We start from the raw sequence: 17739 nt of genomic DNA, 5'->3' as shown, positions 1-17739 counted from the left end.
CTTTGAGCAAAACGAAGGAAAACAAAAAATCAGAGCAATCCGCTTCTTTTGAGATTCAACAACAAATTAATCAACCGTGGCTCTACCTGAAATAAAGCGGGTGGACTACTTTTAAAAGAGAATATAATGGCATCAGCACCTCACAAATAAAACCTTGAATTGTTAGTAGTTAGTGCAATTAAATAGCGGATGAATTGGGGGAATGGAGAGAACTTTACCCACCTTTCAGGAAAGCTCCAAGCCCGTACTTGATCTCACAGCAATTTGACGCCAGCCACCTCCAGCAATCGCAGCTAACTAGATTTGATACAAAGAAAAGAGACTTGTACAAATGGTTCAATCAACAAGCCGAACTCTTTGGATTATTCCCTTGATTTAGAGATTTCTTGACAACCGTTGACGGGCTTTACAAGATCCTGAAATTGAGATGAACCCTTTTTCATAAATTAGAAACATACGTAAGTAGTACAGAGTAATTCTATGGATTAGAAATGTAGAAATTACTGGAACTGAAAATTTCACTGACAGGAAAAATAGTATTTTTACGGACAAAAATAAGTAAAAGCCGATCGTTGACGATCCGCCTTAGTACAGAACGGTTCTGTATCAAGGTCTACCAAAAGGAGGTTCTGGCTTATTTTCTCGTCGTGCGACGATAACAACAATCAAATTAGAAAAATTCCTTTTGGATGGCAGTATGGTAGAGAGCACAGAAAAGCCGTTTACGTCCGGGGCGGACAGTGTAGAACTGCCGGAAACGCATGGGGCTTTGATTATTATTGGTGGTGCAGAAGATAAGGACGGTGACTGCAAGATTCTCCGAGAATTTGTCCGTCGTGCTGGGGGATTGCAGGCTCGCATTGCGATTATGACGGTTGCAACGGGTTCTCCTAGAGAAGTGGGCGATCGCTATACAGAAGTCTTCAGACGGCTCGGCGTGGAAGATGTGCGGGCAGTCGATACGAGTCGGCGCGAAGATTCCAGCGATCGCGATGTGCTGTCGGCGGTTGAAAATGCCACCGGAATCTTTTTCACAGGCGGCGACCAGGCTCGCATTCTAGAAATTATCAAAGACACCGAACTCGATGATCTGCTGCACAAACGGCTGGCTGGGGGAGCGGTGGTTGCCGGAACCAGTGCGGGTGCTGCCATGATGCCCGACAAGATGATTGTGGTGGGCGAATCTGAAACCAATCCTCGTCCCGATACGGTTGAAATCGATCGCGGCATGGGCTTTTTGCCCAATGTGGTAATCGATCAGCACTTTGCTCAGCGGGGTCGCCTAGGCCGCCTGTTAACTGCTTTGGCTCTGGAGCCTGCAACGATCGGCTTTGGCATCGATGAAAATACTGCCATTATTGTAGATGGTCATATCGTTGAAGTGGTTGGCGAAAGCTCGGTCACGATCGTTGATGAGTCCGAAGCAACCCTCAACAACGTTAACGAACTGCTGAAGGATGAGCCGCTCGCTCTGGGTGGGATTAAGTTGCACATCCTGCCCGCAGGCTTCCGATTTGATCTGAGAACGCGCTCTTGCGTTTGTTAGAAAGCGAGTTCTGCTGCTAGCTGTAATTCTGTTTGCGCTATTCTAGGACGGGCTGCGATCGCCGCAGCTTGTTTTTTTATGCGTTTTTGAGTGCAATTTCTTGAGTTCAGCATGATCGCTTCTGAAGGGTCTGTCCAGGTTGCAGAGATAACCCATTTTGTTTACCAACCGCCTGCTACGGCGCAGAACGCTTGCCGAATCCTCGTGAAGCCAAACCTGGGATATCCCAAAAAGCCGCCAGTCACAGTAAGTATGGGGGTACTGAGTACAGTGCTGCGCGGATTGCGGCAGGCAAGCCCCAATGCAGAAATTTTGATTGTGGAAGGCGTTTGTTCCCCCGTTTCCCTTGGTGAGATTGCCAGTCGCAATGGACTGTATGACGTGATGGATCAGGGAATGCAGCTCATTGATGCCGATACGCTGCCGATGCAGGAATACCCCAATCAATCTCCTCACCCTGCCCGATTTCCCTCAATGCTGGCTCCCACCCTGCTGCAAGAAGTAGACTGTCGGATTAGTGTGGGTGCGCTGAAGCGAACAGTTCTGAAAGAAGAGCCGCTCATCTCTGCGTCGCTCAAAAATCTGTACGGGCTATTTCCCCGCGATCGCTACAAAGCCCGAAGTCCCCATTCACGCGGACAGTTGCATCGCCCCTCCGTGCCCCTTGTGTTGCAGGACGTTTATTTCACAATCGGTCACTTGTTCGACGGAGCAGTGGTCGATGCAAACGAGAAATTTATCAGCGTTGATTGGCAGCCCGATCGTGGCAGTGCCGTTCCAATCGGCAAGGTGATTTGGGGTAATGATTTGTTAGTGGTCGATCGGGAAGCCTGCCGGATTGCAGATGAGTTAACGCCGGACTATGTAGAGGCGATCGAGAGAATGAGGGATGAGACTAGAAGCTAGCCTTGAAGTTCTCCTTACTTAAATAAAAAATTTAAATAAATTCCTTAGACAAAAAGTAGTAGGGGGATCTCCACAAGCTCCAGCACTGACTAACCACTTCTCAAATTTCCTCTCCACAATGCTTCATCCGATCGCCTCATTGACCCATTCCACCGATTTATCAGACGATTGCTCGCCGTCCTATTGGTACAGGGGGCACTGTCCCCGTACGGGAAAGTTATTGCAGCTTCCGCGAACGGAATGGGTAGAGTCGATCGCCCAAGGATTGATGCAGCAGCTGAGCCAGTCCGAACATCAAGCAGGCAAAATGTACGGCGTGCTGCTGGTGGAAACGCCAGCCGGAGAAAGGGCAGTTCTGAAAGCTTTCTCAGGATTGCTCAATGGCAAAAGCACGATCGCAGGCTGGGTTCCCCCAATTCCGGGACGCGATTCAGTGGCATTTCGTGAAGCAGAAACGCTGTCACAGCTTCAGGCAATCAAGCAAGAGTTAATCGCCCTGCAAGAAATCCCGGAGCGGCAGGAGTACCAGGATCGATCGCAAATTTGGCAGCAGCGATTCGCAAACCTCACCACAGAACAGCAGCAGCGCAAGCAGGCAAGACAATCAAAGCGTGAAATTTTGCAAGCGACTCTTGCAGATAACGAATTAGCCCAGGCACTTGAAACGCTGGATAACGAAAGCCGCCGCGACAAAAGCGATCGCCACTATCTAAAACAGCAGCGCGACGCAGAGCTTCAGCCGTTGAAGCAAATCATCGACCGCGCCGATGCCCGAATTGCAGAACTCAGACGACAGCGCAAAGATCGATCGCGCAACCTGCAAGCCCAGCTCTACACCGCATATTATTTGACCAACTTCGCCGGGAAAACCGTTTCACTCAACTCCCTGATGTCCCAGGGCTATCTTCCCACCGGAACCGGAGACTGCTGCGCTCCCAAACTGCTGCATTATGCCGCGACCCATGACCTAAAGCCGATCGCCCTAGCCGAATTCTGGTGGGGCGAACCCTCTGCCGATGGCGACAAAGTGCAGGGACAGTTCTACGGAGCCTGTGCAGAGCGATGTCAGCCGATCATGGGATTTTTGCTGTCAGGGTTGTCACAGTCAGTTCAACCAGGGATTCGCCCCCCTAGTTCCTCAACCTTGGGAGAAACCGAGCCGCAGGCATTCCTTTTGCAAAAGACTGTTCTCACAGCTCAAAGTCCCCCAATTCTGGGGAATTTAGGGGGCAATGCAGGATCTCTCCCACTCCTCCAACACCCTCTAACCATCCTCTACGAAGACGAGTATCTCATTGCGATCGACAAACCCGCGGGGCTACTCTCCGTTCCCGGACGGTATGGCGATCGACAAGATAGTGTACTAACCCAATTGATCGCGAGAGGGAGGGATGGGGGGAAACTGTGGGCGGTGCATCGGCTAGACCAGGATACATCCGGGGTCTTGCTCCTGGCGAAGGATCGGGAGAGTTATCGGGCGTTGAGTTTGCAGTTCGAGCAGCGACGGGTGCAGAAGACCTACGAGGCGATTCTGGACGGGGTGCTGACTCAGACGGAAGGAACGATTGATTTACCGCTGTGGAGCGACCCCGACGATCGACCCTACCAAAAAGTGGACTGGGAGCGGGGCAAGCCGAGTTTGACTCAGTTTCGCGTTATGGAGCGATCCAATGATCAAACGCGGGTCGAACTGCTTCCCCTGACCGGGCGAACTCATCAGTTAAGGGTACACCTGGCGATTGGGCTAGATATGCCAATTATGGGCGATAGGCTCTATGGTAGGAATGATGGGGACGAACGGCTTCTCCTCCACGCCAGGACATTGCAGATTCAGCATCCGCGATCAGGACGCTGGCTGCAAGTCACGGCAGCTTTGCCATTTTAAGAATTCCTACTTCGCAGGATGAGAATTGCGAAACCGGGTCCCGATTCGGATTAGAGTGACAATATTCAATAGCCCATTTTATAGCCTGGAAGGTATTCACTTGATATGCATCTGAGCGAACTTACCCACCCCAACCAGTTGCATGGTTTATCGATTCATCAGCTTAAGCAAATCGCTCGACAGATTCGCGAAAAGCACCTGGAAACCGTGGCAACCAGTGGGGGACACTTGGGGCCGGGGCTGGGAGTCGTCGAGCTGACAATCGGACTATATCAAACACTGGATCTCGATCGCGACAAGGTGCTCTGGGATGTGGGGCATCAAGCGTATCCTCACAAGCTGATCACAGGTCGCTACAACGAGTTTCATACGCTGCGGCAAAAAAACGGCGTGGCGGGCTATCTGAAGCGCAGCGAAAATCAGTTCGACCACTTTGGCGCAGGTCACGCTTCGACCAGCATTTCGGCAGCATTGGGAATGGCTTTGGCGCGGGATATGCAGGGCGACAACTACAAAGTGGCAGCGGTGATTGGCGACGGTGCGCTGACGGGCGGTATGGCTCTGGAGGCAATCAACCATGCCGGACATCTGCCGAAGACGAATCTGCTGGTGGTCTTAAACGACAACGAGATGTCGATCTCGCCCAACGTGGGAGCGATTTCGCGCTATCTCAACAAAATGCGGCTCAGCCCGCCGATGCAGTTCCTTACGGACAACCTGGAGGAGCAGTTCAAGCATTTGCCGTTTAGCGGTTCCTTCAAACCGGAACTGTCTCGCCTGAAGGAAGGTATGAAGCGGCTAGCGGTTTCCAAAGTGGGCGCAGTGTTCGAGGAACTAGGCTTTACCTACATGGGACCGATCGACGGTCATAACCTGGAAGAGCTAATTACCACGTTTGAGCTGGCGCATCAGCACGGCGGTCCCGTTCTGGTTCATGTCGCAACGACGAAAGGGAAGGGTTATGCGATCGCCGAGCAAGATCAGGTCGGCTACCATGCCCAAACGCCCTTTAACCTGGCAACCGGAAAACCCCACCCCGCCAGCAAACCGAAACCGCCTAGCTACTCGAAGGTGTTTGCCCATACGCTCACTACGCTGGCGCAAAACAACCCGCGCATTGTCGGCATCACCGCAGCGATGGCAACCGGAACCGGGCTGGACAAACTCCAGCAAAAATTGCCGAAGCAATACGTTGATGTGGGCATTGCCGAGCAGCACGCCGTTACCCTGGCAGCGGGGATGGCTTGTGAAGGAATGCGTCCGGTCGTGGCAATCTACTCCACGTTCCTGCAACGCGCCTACGATCAGATCGTCCACGATGTCTGCATCCAAAATCTGCCCGTCTTTTTCTGCCTGGATCGATCGGGCGTGGTCGGGGCAGATGGTCCCACCCACCAGGGAATGTATGACATTGCCTACCTGCGCTGCATCCCCAACATGGTGCTGATGGCTCCCAAAGACGAAGCCGAGCTTCAGCGGATGATTGTGACGGGCGTGGAGTACACTGACGGTCCGATCGCAATGCGCTATCCACGCGGCAATGGCTTTGGCGTGCCTCTGATGGAGGAAGGCTGGGAATCGCTGCCGATTGGTAAAGCAGAAATTCTGCGAACCGGGGACGATGTGCTGCTGCTGGGCTACGGCTCGATGGTCTACCCGGCAATGCAGGCGGCGGAAATTTTGGGTGAACACGGCATCGAAGCCACGGTCATCAACGCCCGATTTGCTAAACCGCTCGATACCGAACTGATTGTGCCGATCGCCCGTCAAATGAAGCACGTCGTAACCCTGGAAGAAGGCTGCATTATGGGCGGCTTTGGCTCTGCGGTTGCTGAATCGCTGCTCGACCACGAGGTCATGGTTCCCGTGACGCGCCTGGGTGTTCCCGATATGCTGGTAGACCATGCTACACCGGATGAATCCCTCACCGATCTAGGTCTGACTTCACCCCAGATTGCCGATCGCATTCTCAAGCTGATGGCTCCCTCGGCAGTGCTGAGTGAGACTGCAAGCTAAAAGTACGATTCACAAAAATCAGAGACGCAGAGTTGGGGTGATTGTCTGAAGTAATTCAGCGTTTCCTTAATTTTGCGTCTTTGCTTTAACGCTCTGAAACTGGGTTGTAGAGAACAACGTTTTCCTGCTCATTGGAATCGTTTCGAGCAACCAGCGCGTGAGCAGGTTCAGTGTCGCTCAGGTTATGAGGCTGATGGGGAACGCCAGGAGGGATGAAGATAAAATCACCTGCTTCGTTGATAACTGTTTGTTTGAGCCCCTGACCATAGCGAGTTTCAACGCGACCTTTAATCAGATAAATCGCTGTCTCATAGTCACGGTGTAAATGCGGTTCTGCTGAACCCCCTGGGGGAATGATTACCAGGTTCATCGAGATTCCCTTTGCGCCTGCTGTGGTTTCAGAGATGCCGATAAAGTAGGGCAGTCGTTGACGGGTCAGGGTTTCAGCATCAGGGCGTACAGTGACGATTTCGGTTGGCTTGCCAGCAGATTGGCGATGCGAAGCAGTTCCCCCTTCGGGGTAATCGGTATCGGAATGATTAGAAGATGAATTTTTTTGCAGTGTCATAAAATATCTTCCTCTCTAGGTGTCTACTCTTCGTACTCTTCTTCGCTGTATTCCTCCTCTTCCTCATTGTATTCCTCCTCTTCCTCGCTGTATTCCTCCTCTTCTTCGCTTGCGTCTGACTCTTCCTCGCTGTATTCCTCCTCTTCTTCGCTTGCGTCTGACTCTTCCTCGCTGTATTCCTCCTCTTCCTCGCTTGCGTCTGACTCTATGTAGTAGCCATAGTCCTCAGCGCTCGCGTAATTTTCGCAGAGAGTGTCTAACTCCTCAAGAAATTCATCTGGGTCATCGATCGTCAAATCAAAGCTATTGACGTGAACGATGTATTCCTCTTCGGTTTCTTCCTCTTCGTAATCGAAGTAGTAATCTTCTTCGGTTTCAACATAGTTTTGGCACAATGCGTCAAGCTCCTCAATAAAGCCTTCAGGATCGGTGGTGCGAATGTAAAAATCGTAGAGGAGGAGTGATCCTTCATCTGCAAAAACAGAGTCTCCTTCTTCCCAAACATCCACACTAAAATCGAGATCGTTTACGGCTTTAATAATCCAGGAGTCGTGACCGTTGTAATCCAGGTGCATCACATAGTCATAGGGAATGTAGCAATAGCCTCGATCGCCCCACGCTACGCCCCAGGAGTTTCGCACAATAAACATTCGATCTTTGTCAGAATAGCCAACACATAGCATCGCGTGCCATCCATGCGTTTCCCGCACGTTATCCAATCGCTTGGGCATGGGAACGCGACCCCGATTTTGGGTGGCATCATCAAATGACTCAAAGGTGTTTAACGCAAACGCGATCGGATATCCTTCTGCTAAGGTATGCCGCCAGAGATCTAAATCAGTTTCGATAAACTCTGCTTCTGTAATTTTGAAGTTTGCAGCGTGTTCGTAGGCATTTGTATCGGGTTCTTCGCAGATTAGCGATTCATCATTTGCCCAAATGTCTTCGCAGCAAGCCCCGTATTCAATCAGACTATCGATCGCACAATACATTTGTGAGCCGCAATCGTCGTTTTCATAGCCTTCTCGTGCCCGTGCATTGTAGTAGACAAAAAGACGGCTGACATTGCCCGCTTCGCCCAGATCCCGTTTGGCAAGATATTCATATGCACCGGCAAAGGCATTGGCAACGCAGCTATTGCCGACCTGCTCTTCCACTTCGGTCATGTGCTTTCGCAGATCGACTTTGCGGGGAAGCTGATCCGCCTGAAAGCGATCGCTGTGATGATATTTCGTATTCTCTGGCTTCTGCCCAGGACGATAACCCCCGATGCGATACTTCCGATTCTGCAGTGAACTCAGCACCATCCTCGCGGCTCCTTCTTCAGCATTGAGTATTTCTACTAACGCTAAAATGCCCGGACGGGTAACATGGCTCACGATTTGTTTGTGAAGGTTTGTTTGCGAAAGTTAGTGATCGTAATAAACCTGTTCAATTTCCGCAGGATCACACAAGCCACAGTTCTAGTTTAAAAACCTATCTGAACCGATCGCTCTAAAATGAGCGGGAACTGAAGCCCTACCCCAAGCATCAGACGACGCACTCTTCCCGCAATTTAGTCTTGCACGTTGACAAACACCTTTTGTGTTTTGCCACGACGTTGCTGAATTGGAGTATGGTTAGCCCCCCTAGCCCCCCAAAATTGGGGGAAACTGATCCTCAAAGTCCTCCAGCATTGGGGGATTTAGGGGGCGATGCAGGGTCTCAAGTTGTGTCTTCATCCTTCAATTCAGCAACGCCTGTTTTGCCACAACCAGAAACAAAGACTTCTCTAACGTTCTGCTTAACCCGCCGTAGATAGCTTGAACACTTTATAGATTAGCCCTCAACGGTCGGGTTCAAGCGGGTTGTTAGCTGCAACCGCAATTTGCAGCAATAGTTACCTCTGTGCGTCCTAGTTGACTAAACTGATTTCGCCTGTATCCAGGTCATAGTAGGCACCCACAACTTTGAGTTTACCTTCTTGTACGGCTGAAGCAATTACAGAAGAGTTTTGCAGCCGCTGTACCTGTAAGCTCACATTTGACTTGATTGCGTTTGTAAGGCGATCGCCCGATTTCCCCTCCGAAGCTTGAACTGCTGGTCGAATTGCAAATACCAGTGATTCAATGACACCTGGCAATTCTCCCCCTTCCAGAGCCGCTGCCACGGCACCACATCGCTCATGTCCCAGAACCATCAGTAGGGGTGTTCTCAAGACACCAACCGCATACTCTTCACTAGCAATGTCTTCAGTGATAGCAATATTACCAGCAACACGAACTACAAAGAGATCTCCAATTCCCTGATCAAAGACAATCTCTGGCACTACTCGTGAGTCTGCACAACTCAAAATAGCGGCAAAGGGTGCTTGCCGTGACGCAACTTCAGCTAGGCGGGCAGCATCTTGATTAGGATTGAGCCGCCTTCTTTGAACAAATCGCTGGTTTCCTTCCATAAGTTGCGCTAGCGCCTGATCAGGAGTCAAAGTACTTTGGGAATGGGCACTCCCAGGATCAGCATTAACAGATTGGGCTTGCTTAGTACGGGATGACTGATCTTCGGCAGCTTGGGCTAATGCGCCCGTTCCCAACCAAGCTGTTAGCGAACCTGTACCAATCAGTCCTGCACTAAATTGAAGAAGATTTCTTCTTGAAAGCCTTTGTTGATTGGAGGATTGTTTCATAATTGTGTCTTGAACAACGAAAGCATTTTTAGAACAAGCGCAAATCGTTTAAAGCTCATTCTTAAATTGAATCTTCTCTGTACAGGTGACACAAAAACTGCTGTTGAAGTAAATCTTTAAACTCAAGCGAAAGTTCTGAAGGGACACGCAGGCTAACGACCCGCTTCACCCGCCACCAGTAACTTCTCGAACTCAACCAATCATATCTAAACGGTCGGTGTGCAAGCGGATTGTTAGATGGCGGGTTACGGCTACCAACTTATGATAAGTGGCAATCCAGGGCGAAAATCTATTTGATGCCCCTGCACTTCCTCATCAAAACCAAGCTCTACGCAATATTCTGCTCCTAATCGTACCCTGACCTGATTGGTGTCGATCACCGTTTGATATTCTGGTGACGGATTATCTGCGGTAGGACTGACCAACTCTACACGAGTTATTTCGCGCAAACCAACATGATGCTTTAGAGGCTGTGCTTCTTCAGCCGGGTATTGGTCTGGACGTTTACCAAATGGAGTTTGAAAGAGCATTGGCTCTGTTAGCACATCACTATTTGTACCCACCGCAATACTTAGTGTTTCAGGCAGATAAGGTGGACGATATGCCCAACTGGAAAATGCAGCGGTGTCACCATCACTTGTTCCTGAACGCAAACAAACTCCAAATGGACATGTGCCATCCTTCCGATTTGTCCATCGCTCCCAAAGACGAGTAGGGCGAATTGGCTCTGATTTCGCCTCTTCTGTATCGTGAACCCACAACAATTCCAATATTGCGTTGTGGAAGAAGAAACGGCGATTGGCTGTTCCTTGCCCAGGATGTGTATTAGATGCCCCCTCCACTAAGCCAAATGATACTAAACGATCAGCTTCGTCAGCACCAATATCAGTACAGATAAAGAGATGGTCAAATTCAAACGCCATAGTTTCAAAGCTACTTTAAGGATAAGCTTACTCAGCTTCTCAAGTTTAATGAGTCTAATCAACAAACTCCAAGTACCGTCAACACCAATAACTGAAGCCACCTAACGACCCTGCTCACCCGCCGCAAATAACCTTTGCAACTTAACCGAGTATATTGCTACGTTCCGGTGCAGCACTGTTGTTCGGCAGCTGTTGGTGAGTTCAGCAATGTCTTTTGCCGATGTTTAGAGTGAAGTTTCATAAGTTGTCTTCGAACTCCTGCATGAACCACGCAACATCTTCGCGCTTGAGGCCGGTCGCTTGATAAAACGCAACAGCACGAGCGTCATCGGCCATTGCAGGAATATAGAGTGCGCTCAGGTTGCGCGAACGACATAGATTTCTGGCGAACTCAATCAAGGCACGCCCCACGCCCTGCCGCCGATGCGCGGTGGCAACGCCGACCTCGTAGACGAACAATTCCGTAGCCGCTTCGGTATACATCTCCAACTCATAAGCTGTCAGTCCGCCGATGGCTTCATCCTCGCGCAACGCAGCAACGGCGTGAAAATCGGGGCGTGACAGCAAGCGCAGCAGAGTTTCAGACGAAGGCGGCGGTTTGGTCACGTTGTCCTCTTGCCGCCACATCTCAAAAAGCTGCTGTGCCGTTGCCAAATCGTTTGGGCCAAGTTCTCGAATGGAAAATGTCATTTCAAATAGCCCAATAGACATGGAAGGGATTTGCAGTTCATCAAGTCCTTTCGCATGTTACACACTGAGTTTTCTGGTGCAGCCAGGCCGTGCGCAGCAGCCGAACGGTTCTGGTCAGCGGTTGCAAACAATCTGAGCAATGCACTAAGACCTCTCGTCAATCCACTCCAAGCGAATTGTTATGCTGTCCGTTGCTAAGAGTATTTTCCAAGATAGTCAGATTATAATATGCCCTTCCAGATACGTTATTGCTTCTCCTGAGATTAAAACTCTTTCACCTACATCTTTGCAAAACAGTTTTCCAACTCTCGATGATAATTGCAAGGCAACCATAGAATCCTTACCAAGTTTCTCACTCCAATAGGGAATCAACGAGCAATGAGCAGACCCTGTTACGGGATCTTCAAAAATACTCGCCTGCGGTGTGAAAAAACGTGATACCAAATCTACCCCTTCTCCTTTGGCTGTCACAATGACACCACCGGGGTCAAGATTGATTTGGTTAAGAAGGCTTTGATCGGGTTCTAGATGTCGAATCACTTCTTCATCTTCAAACACAAGCATATAGTCTCTAGACTTCAAAATCTCTACAGGCTCACGCTGAAGCGCATCCAAAATTACTTGTGGAGCTTCACTCGGTTCAGGTTTACGAGAAGGAAAATTTAAGGTTGGTAACTTCTCCTCAACTGCCACTGTAAGCTCTCCACTTTTCGATCGAAACTGGATGAAAGGTCGTGAGAAATTGAGATGCCTTGCTATGACGTGTGCTGTTGCCAATGTTGCATGTCCGCACAAATCCATTTCAATTTCTGGTGTAAACCAACGTATCTCAAAGCCCTTATCTAACTGAATGAAGAATGCTGTCTCAGCAATAGAATTCTCCATTGCTATTCGCTGCATAACATCATCAGGTAGCCACTGTTCAAGAGGGCAAACAGCAGCAGGATTGCCACCAAACACTTTGTCTGTAAAAGCATCAACTTAGAATATTGGCAATTTCATAGCAAACCTGAAGCACTGGCAGACACTTTTCAGAACACTACCTTACCAATAACTAAAGGCGGCATAACGATACAGCTCAGCCGCCGCTGGAAGCGTAGTGAGGAACAAACGAAGCTGTAAGCGGTCGGCTGCAGCGCCTGGTTCTGCTGCTTGATAGTGACTCTTGCGAATCCTCAATTCTGTGTCGGATGTACGTCCTACGCGACGTCAATCACGACTTTGCCGAAATGCTGTCCACTTGCAAGGTACTCAAAGGCCGCTTTAGAATCAGCGAAGCCAAAGGTCGAGTCGATGACGGGATGCAACTGATGAGCCTCTGAGAAAGCGATGAGGGCTGCCAAATCGGAGCGTGAGCCAGCGTAGATGCCATCAAGGCGGACATTGCCCACCATGAGAGGAAACAAACTCCCGCTTGGCGGGCCAAATCCGGTGAGCACCCCAATGAGACCAATTTGGCCTCCTGCTGCGACACAGTTCGTCGACTTTTCGAGGGTACCAGAGCCCCCGACCTCAATCACATGATCCACACCTTGGCCCTGGGTGTGGCGCAGCACCTCTTGGTCCCACTCAGGGGTGGTCTTATAGTTCACTGTCTCCCAGGCCCCCATTTCGGTTGCTCTGGCCAACTTTTCATCGCTGCTTGAGGTCGTAATAACCCTGGCTCCGGCAGCGGAGGCTAATTGCAGCGCGAAAGTCGAGACGCCACCAGTGCCCAATGTGAGAACCGTGGCGCCTGCTTGCAAGTGACCGCGTGTAAAGAGTGATGCCCATGCGGTCACGCCTGCCACTGGCCATGTGGCAGCCTCGGCATAAGAGAAAGTCTCCGGAACTGGCACCAGCGCCCATTCCGGGGTCGCGATCGTTTCGCGCAGCACGCCGTGAATCGAGCCACCACCAGAAGCCTTGTGATAGTCGAGCGAGAAGCGACCTTCTATCCAATCGCGAAAAAAGCCTCCGACGACTCGGTCCCCTACCTGGAATCTAGTTACCTGGGTGCCGACTGCGACCACCTCACCCGCTCCATCGGAACAGGGGATGAGCGGCGGTGCCAGATTGCCCGGCCGCGCGTTACGTAGGGTGCCGAGATCGCGGTAATTGAGCGAGACCGCTTTCATCGCGACCAAAACATCATGGGGACCGAGTTCAGGCTGCGGCCAATCCACAAGAGCTAGGCCATCTGTATTTCCATGCGCTTCAATAATCCAGGCTTTCATCACGATTTAAGACTAAACAATTCAAGAAACACCTGCAACCACACCGTAACGCGACCGTAAAGCGTAGATTAGGCTGTCACATTGGGTCTGTGATTCTATAAAGGCAACACTGGACGCAAGCAGCAGAACTATTCATAGACTGAAGATTTCCGCCTAAAATCCCATAGTAGGTGGATAGGCAGAATGATTCTGCATAACATCCCAAACTTACTAATTATGCAGATTATTTCCGCATAGTACGCGGCTTAAGCTGAATAGCCAGAATCTTTCCGCATATTTTCAGATTCCTCATGGAGGCGATTACCCCGCAGGGGAACTGCTTCGCACCGCCGTGATCCAACAGTGTGACGATATTTATTAACTGGTCGTGAAGCTACTGTATGGGAGCGGGCTTCGCTTAATTGAAGGTTTGCGATTGCGAGTCAAGGATGTTGCCTTTGCTCAACAGCAAATTGTAGTCAGGGACGGCAAAGATAGCAAAAGTCGTGTGACGATACCGCTATCGAGCGTAGCAGAGGAATTGCGAGATCATCTAGTGGGTGTCTAACTACAGCACCAGCGGGACTTGAGCCGAGGGTTTGGAGCCGTGAATCTGCCGTTTGTGCTTGAGCATAAATATCCGAACGCCGATCGCAAATGGATCTGGCAGTTTGTATTGCCTGCAACTGGTCTGACTCGCGACCCTTCCATATCCCCCTAAAAAAAAGAGGACGGTCAAGCCGCCCCCTGATTTAATCTATGAAATTAGCGAAGTGGTATCAGATTCATTAAGGAATCGCTGCCACTTTCACATCGCTGGTTGCCAACAGCTCTTGCAGTTCTTCCGAGTCTACGGTTTCCCGCTCAATCAGCATATCTGCCAGCATGTTTAGCACCGCGTGGTTTTCTTGCAGTACTTGCTTTGCTCGACGGTATGCCTGGTCTACCAGGTTTCGCACTTCGTCATCGATCGCCGCCGCCGTTTCTTCGGAGAAATCGCGCTCAGCCATAATGTCGCGTCCGAGGAACATTCCGCCCTGAGCGCGACCAAGAGCAACGGGTCCAAGACGATCGCTCATGCCGAAGCGAGTCACCATTTGCCGTGCCACCCGTGCCACCTGTTGCAGGTCGTTCGAGGCGCCGGTGGTGACTTCTTCTTCGCCGAATACCAGCTCTTCCGCAATGCGTCCGCCGAGGGCAACTGCCATCTGGTTTTGCAGGTAGGAGCGAGAGTATAAGCCAGAGTCCATCCGGTCTTCACTGGGAGTGAACCAGGTCAAACCGCCTGCGCGTCCACGAGGGATGATGCTAATTTTTTGTACCGGGTCATAGTCCGGCATCAGGGCACCAACGAGCGCGTGGCCGGCTTCGTGATAGGCAACGAGGGTTTTGCGCTTTTCGCTCATGACGCGATCTTTCTTCTCTGGACCTGCCAGGACGCGATCGATCGCATCGTTGACTTCATCCATTGAAATTTCGGTCAAGTTGCGACGAGCTGCCAGAATTGCGGCTTCATTCAGCAGGTTAGCCAGATCCGCACCCGTGAAGCCGGGAGTCCGGCGGGCAATTTTCTCTAAATCCACGTCCTTCGACAGGGTTTTGCCGCGAGCGTGAACGTTGAGCACTTCCAGTCGTCCGGCATAGTCGGGGCGATCGACTACGACCTGACGGTCAAAGCGACCGGGGCGCAGGAGAGCTGCATCCAGCACATCGGGACGGTTCGTTGCCGCGATGATGATGATGCCCGTATTGCCCTCAAAGCCATCCATTTCAGTGAGCAACTGGTTCAGAGTTTGTTCACGCTCATCGTTGCCGCCGCCTAAGCCTGCGCCGCGCTGCCGTCCCACTGCGTCGATCTCATCGATAAACACAATGCAGGGAGCGTTGGCTTTTGCTTGCTCAAACAAGTCACGCACACGAGATGCGCCCACCCCAACGAACATCTCTACGAATTCAGAACCCGAAATGCTGAAGAAAGGAACACCTGCTTCGCCTGCAACTGCCTTTGCCAGCAGCGTTTTACCCGTTCCGGGCGGACCGACAAGCAGTACACCTTTCGGAATCTTTGCGCCTACAGCTGTAAAGCGATCGGCATTTTTGAGGAAATCTACAACTTCTGCTAGTTCCAGCTTTGCCTGCTCAATGCCTGCCACATCGTTAAACGTGACTTGCGTTTGCGGCTCCATCTGGACTCTAGCTTTTGATTTGCCAAAGTTCATTGCCTGACTGCCAGGACCGCCCTGTGCCCGTCGCAGCACAAAGAACAGCACCACTAGCAACAGGAACGGAATCAGCAGCGTGCTGAGGACTCGTGCCAGGATATTGTCGTCTGCCTGACGAGAAACGGCAATATCGACACCATTCTCTTGCAAAATATTGAGCAGTCCGGGGTCGTTGGGCAAATTCACCGCAACGCGCTGACCATCGCTGGTTTGTGCCAAAGCTTTGGTGCGATCGGCACTGATCATGACCTTCTCAACCTGACTAGCCTCGACGCGGTCGATAAACTGGCTATATTTCCAGGTTACTGCTGACTGGGGCTGCCGCTCGATTAACGTCGTTGCCAAAAACAGAACAACGATAATTAAAAGCGCGTAAAGCCCCGCATTTCTCCACCGTTTGTTATTCACCGGGGGTTCTTCCTCCTAAAATGTCCGTGCGAGGGGGGAATCTAACCTCTTAATATTAATTAATGTAACTCAATCCTATCAGGATTCTCAGAAAGTGGGTTGGACTCTCTGTTATTCCTATTCTGCCACTCGAAATAAAGGATGGTAGGCGCAGAAAGGCAGGGATTTGCAGCAGGGGCAGGCAGCCGTGCCAAGGCAAGGTGTAACGGCAATATGAACATTGGGTGGGGAATTCGTCCTGAAGATAGACGGGGCGGTCGGTTTCCCAATTCCCTTGGTAGAGGTTTGTAGCGGGCATAACTCTTTACACTGCCCAATGTACCTAGAGATAAAAGTTCGATCCCTTTGCCTTCTTATTGGTTTGCCTTCTTATAGCTTGAGAAAGCTTGGTTGAGAAAGCGGCTTCAGGAGCGATCGACGTTTGAAACTACACTCTCGAAATCAAGGCTTATTATCACAATGAAAGACTTTAATCGTATTGCTTTTGTGAAGCGTTTTGCAGGCGTTATCAGTGCTGCTGCCCTTGCTTCGGCAGTAAGCTTGCCTGCGCTGGCACAAAGCCGTACCGAGCAGCCGTTCCAATCTCCGATTGGTCCCAGTGAATCTCCTTCGGGCAGCCCCAGTGTTCCTGGTTTTTCCTCGGTCGATGACCCCGGTATGGGCAATGGAACGAATCCTGGCATGGGCAACGGGATGAATAATGGTTCCTCAATGGAGCGCGAGTCTTCTAACAGAGTAGAGAGAAATTCATCGCGATCGATCCAGTCAGGTGATCAGGTTCGCTCCCTGCCGTTCCGCACAATTCCGGGACCGAGTGAAACCCCTTCGGGTTCGCCTGCGGTCGTTGGCAGTAACTCCTCTGATGACCCAGCACGGACGCTCGATCGAAGCAGTGCAGATCGGGTTGAGCAAGCAGAAAGACGGCTTGAAGCGCGAAACATGAACCCAGGCTCAGGAGCATCTGAAACCCAAGAGAATAACAGCCGCTCCATGCAAATGAACCAGGGTATGCAAATGAATCAGGGCATGCAGATGAATCGGGGCATGCAAATGAACCAGGGCATGCAAATGAATCGGGGCATGCAAATGAATATGCCGATGAACCAGCAGGGTGTCGATCGCACTTCTTCCGGCGGTATGATGCAAAACGGCATGATGACCGTGAGCAGCCTCGATCGCGAGTTCATCCGTATGGCAGCGCAGGGCAATAACGCAGAAATCGCAACTTCTCAGCTCGCTTTGCAAAAGTCGAACAACCAGGAAGTGCGTGAATACGCCCAGCGCATGATCGATGAGCACACCCTTGCTAACCAGCAACTTCAGCCGATCGCAGCTCGGTATGGTGTTCAGCTTCCGACGGGTGTTGACCCTCTGAGTGCTGCTATTTCTGAGCGTCTGTCCCAACTGTCAGGTGCAGAGTTCGATCGGGCATATATGGAAGCTCAGACCACGGCTCACCTGCGGACGGTTGCTCTGTTCCAAACTCAAATTGCTCAAGGACAGGCACCCGAAGCAAAAGCCTATGCTTCTACCCTGCTGCCCAACATTCAGGATCACTACCAGATGGCAAACGCCATGAGCAATACGTTTAGTGCTCAGCGCATTACGCGATAGGAACTTGTCAGGCTCATTCGCCAAATGAAGCGATCGATCGAGCCTTTCATCTCCTGATGTAATCCTGATGGAATTTAGGGGCAAGGAAAAATCGATCGCAA

The 17739-nt window shown here is 50.9% G+C and carries 14 protein-coding genes and 1 pseudogene; 7 read left to right on the top strand and 8 right to left on the bottom strand.

Going from position 1 to position 17739, the window contains the following annotated elements; translation table 11 throughout:
- Window positions 1-697: 697 nt before the first annotated feature.
- From NDI45_RS19035 to dxs, 4 genes are all read left to right on the top strand, one after another.
- Window positions 698-1546 (top strand): cyanophycinase, encoded by an 849-nt coding sequence (locus tag NDI45_RS19035; protein WP_190793909.1) that lies wholly within the window; start codon window positions 698-700, stop codon window positions 1544-1546.
- Window positions 1547-1657: 111 nt separating this feature from the next.
- Window positions 1658-2452 carry a DUF362 domain-containing protein gene (locus NDI45_RS19030; protein ID WP_348248296.1) on the top strand — a complete coding sequence of 265 codons (795 nt, stop codon included), beginning with the start codon at window positions 1658-1660 and terminating at the stop codon, window positions 2450-2452.
- 118 nt (window positions 2453-2570) lie between these two features.
- Window positions 2571-4337: an RluA family pseudouridine synthase gene (locus NDI45_RS19025; protein ID WP_348248295.1), complete on the top strand. Its 1767-nt coding sequence runs from the start codon at window positions 2571-2573 to the stop codon at window positions 4335-4337.
- Window positions 4338-4442: 105 nt separating this feature from the next.
- The gene (dxs, locus tag NDI45_RS19020; protein ID WP_348248294.1) at window positions 4443-6353 is read left to right on the top strand and encodes a 1-deoxy-D-xylulose-5-phosphate synthase; all 1911 of its coding nucleotides are present in this window, start codon (window positions 4443-4445) and stop codon (window positions 6351-6353) included.
- Between the two features lie 85 nt (window positions 6354-6438).
- Here the strand turns inward: dxs and NDI45_RS19015 are convergent, their stop codons facing one another.
- From NDI45_RS19015 to NDI45_RS18985, 7 genes and pseudogenes are all read right to left on the bottom strand, one after another.
- Window positions 6439-6921, bottom strand: a complete 483-nt coding sequence (locus NDI45_RS19015; RefSeq protein ID WP_348248293.1) for a cupin domain-containing protein — start codon at window positions 6919-6921, stop codon at window positions 6439-6441.
- A gap of 23 nt (window positions 6922-6944) precedes the next feature.
- Window positions 6945-8300: a C1 family peptidase gene (locus tag NDI45_RS19010; protein WP_348248292.1), complete on the bottom strand. Its 1356-nt coding sequence runs from the start codon at window positions 8298-8300 to the stop codon at window positions 6945-6947.
- Window positions 8301-8815: 515 nt separating this feature from the next.
- Window positions 8816-9586: a carbonic anhydrase gene (locus tag NDI45_RS19005; RefSeq protein WP_190794649.1), complete on the bottom strand. Its 771-nt coding sequence runs from the start codon at window positions 9584-9586 to the stop codon at window positions 8816-8818.
- Window positions 9587-9837: 251 nt separating this feature from the next.
- Window positions 9838-10509 (bottom strand): VOC family protein, encoded by a 672-nt coding sequence (locus NDI45_RS19000; protein ID WP_348248291.1) that lies wholly within the window; start codon window positions 10507-10509, stop codon window positions 9838-9840.
- A gap of 237 nt (window positions 10510-10746) precedes the next feature.
- The gene (locus NDI45_RS18995; protein ID WP_348248290.1) at window positions 10747-11220 is read right to left on the bottom strand and encodes a GNAT family N-acetyltransferase; all 474 of its coding nucleotides are present in this window, start codon (window positions 11218-11220) and stop codon (window positions 10747-10749) included.
- Window positions 11221-11415: 195 nt separating this feature from the next.
- Window positions 11416-12168, bottom strand: a pseudogene (locus NDI45_RS18990) (PhzF family phenazine biosynthesis protein); the annotation flags it as partial.
- Between the two features lie 230 nt (window positions 12169-12398).
- Window positions 12399-13415, bottom strand: a complete 1017-nt coding sequence (locus tag NDI45_RS18985) for an NAD(P)-dependent alcohol dehydrogenase (RefSeq protein ID WP_348248289.1) — start codon at window positions 13413-13415, stop codon at window positions 12399-12401.
- Window positions 13416-13782: 367 nt separating this feature from the next.
- Here NDI45_RS18985 and NDI45_RS18980 point away from each other — a divergent pair, with 367 nt between their 5' ends.
- Window positions 13783-13962 (top strand): tyrosine-type recombinase/integrase, encoded by a 180-nt coding sequence (locus NDI45_RS18980; protein ID WP_199296690.1) that lies wholly within the window; start codon window positions 13783-13785, stop codon window positions 13960-13962.
- Between the two features lie 220 nt (window positions 13963-14182).
- Here the strand turns inward: NDI45_RS18980 and ftsH3 are convergent, their stop codons facing one another.
- A complete protein-coding gene (gene ftsH3 / locus NDI45_RS18975) occupies window positions 14183-16024 on the bottom strand; it encodes an ATP-dependent zinc metalloprotease FtsH3 (protein ID WP_190793134.1) in 1842 nt (613 codons plus the stop codon).
- A gap of 141 nt (window positions 16025-16165) precedes the next feature.
- Here ftsH3 and NDI45_RS18970 point away from each other — a divergent pair, with 141 nt between their 5' ends.
- Both NDI45_RS18970 and NDI45_RS18965 read left to right on the top strand, forming a co-directional pair.
- A complete protein-coding gene (locus NDI45_RS18970) occupies window positions 16166-16315 on the top strand; it encodes a hypothetical protein (protein WP_348248288.1) in 150 nt (49 codons plus the stop codon).
- Between the two features lie 168 nt (window positions 16316-16483).
- Window positions 16484-17638, top strand: coding sequence for a DUF4142 domain-containing protein (locus tag NDI45_RS18965; protein ID WP_348248287.1), 1155 nt, complete (start codon window positions 16484-16486; stop codon window positions 17636-17638).
- The last annotated feature ends 101 nt before the right edge of the window (window positions 17639-17739 follow it).

Origin of the sequence: Leptolyngbya sp. GB1-A1 (assembly GCF_039962475.1) — a bacterium.
Taxonomy (GTDB): Bacteria; Cyanobacteriota; Cyanobacteriia; order Elainellales; family Elainellaceae; genus Leptolyngbya_A.
This window is presented reverse-complemented; position numbering and strand designations above follow the sequence as displayed.

What these genes read in the sequence shown, in the direction of transcription:
- NDI45_RS19035 (WP_190793909.1), top strand. Translation starts at nt 698, where the DNA reads ATGGTAGAGAGCACAGAAAAGCCGTTTACGTCCGGGGCGGACAGTGTA.
- NDI45_RS19030 (WP_348248296.1), top strand. Translation starts at nt 1,658, where the DNA reads ATGATCGCTTCTGAAGGGTCTGTCCAGGTTGCAGAGATAACCCATTTT.
- NDI45_RS19025 (WP_348248295.1), top strand. Translation starts at nt 2,571, where the DNA reads ATGCTTCATCCGATCGCCTCATTGACCCATTCCACCGATTTATCAGAC.
- dxs (WP_348248294.1), top strand. Translation starts at nt 4,443, where the DNA reads ATGCATCTGAGCGAACTTACCCACCCCAACCAGTTGCATGGTTTATCG.
- NDI45_RS19015 (WP_348248293.1), bottom strand. Translation starts at nt 6,921, where the DNA reads ATGACACTGCAAAAAAATTCATCTTCTAATCATTCCGATACCGATTAC.
- NDI45_RS19005 (WP_190794649.1), bottom strand. Translation starts at nt 9,586, where the DNA reads ATGAAACAATCCTCCAATCAACAAAGGCTTTCAAGAAGAAATCTTCTT.
- NDI45_RS19000 (WP_348248291.1), bottom strand. Translation starts at nt 10,509, where the DNA reads ATGGCGTTTGAATTTGACCATCTCTTTATCTGTACTGATATTGGTGCT.
- NDI45_RS18995 (WP_348248290.1), bottom strand. Translation starts at nt 11,220, where the DNA reads ATGTCTATTGGGCTATTTGAAATGACATTTTCCATTCGAGAACTTGGC.
- NDI45_RS18985 (WP_348248289.1), bottom strand. Translation starts at nt 13,415, where the DNA reads ATGAAAGCCTGGATTATTGAAGCGCATGGAAATACAGATGGCCTAGCT.
- NDI45_RS18970 (WP_348248288.1), top strand. Translation starts at nt 16,166, where the DNA reads ATGGTAGGCGCAGAAAGGCAGGGATTTGCAGCAGGGGCAGGCAGCCGT.
- NDI45_RS18965 (WP_348248287.1), top strand. Translation starts at nt 16,484, where the DNA reads ATGAAAGACTTTAATCGTATTGCTTTTGTGAAGCGTTTTGCAGGCGTT.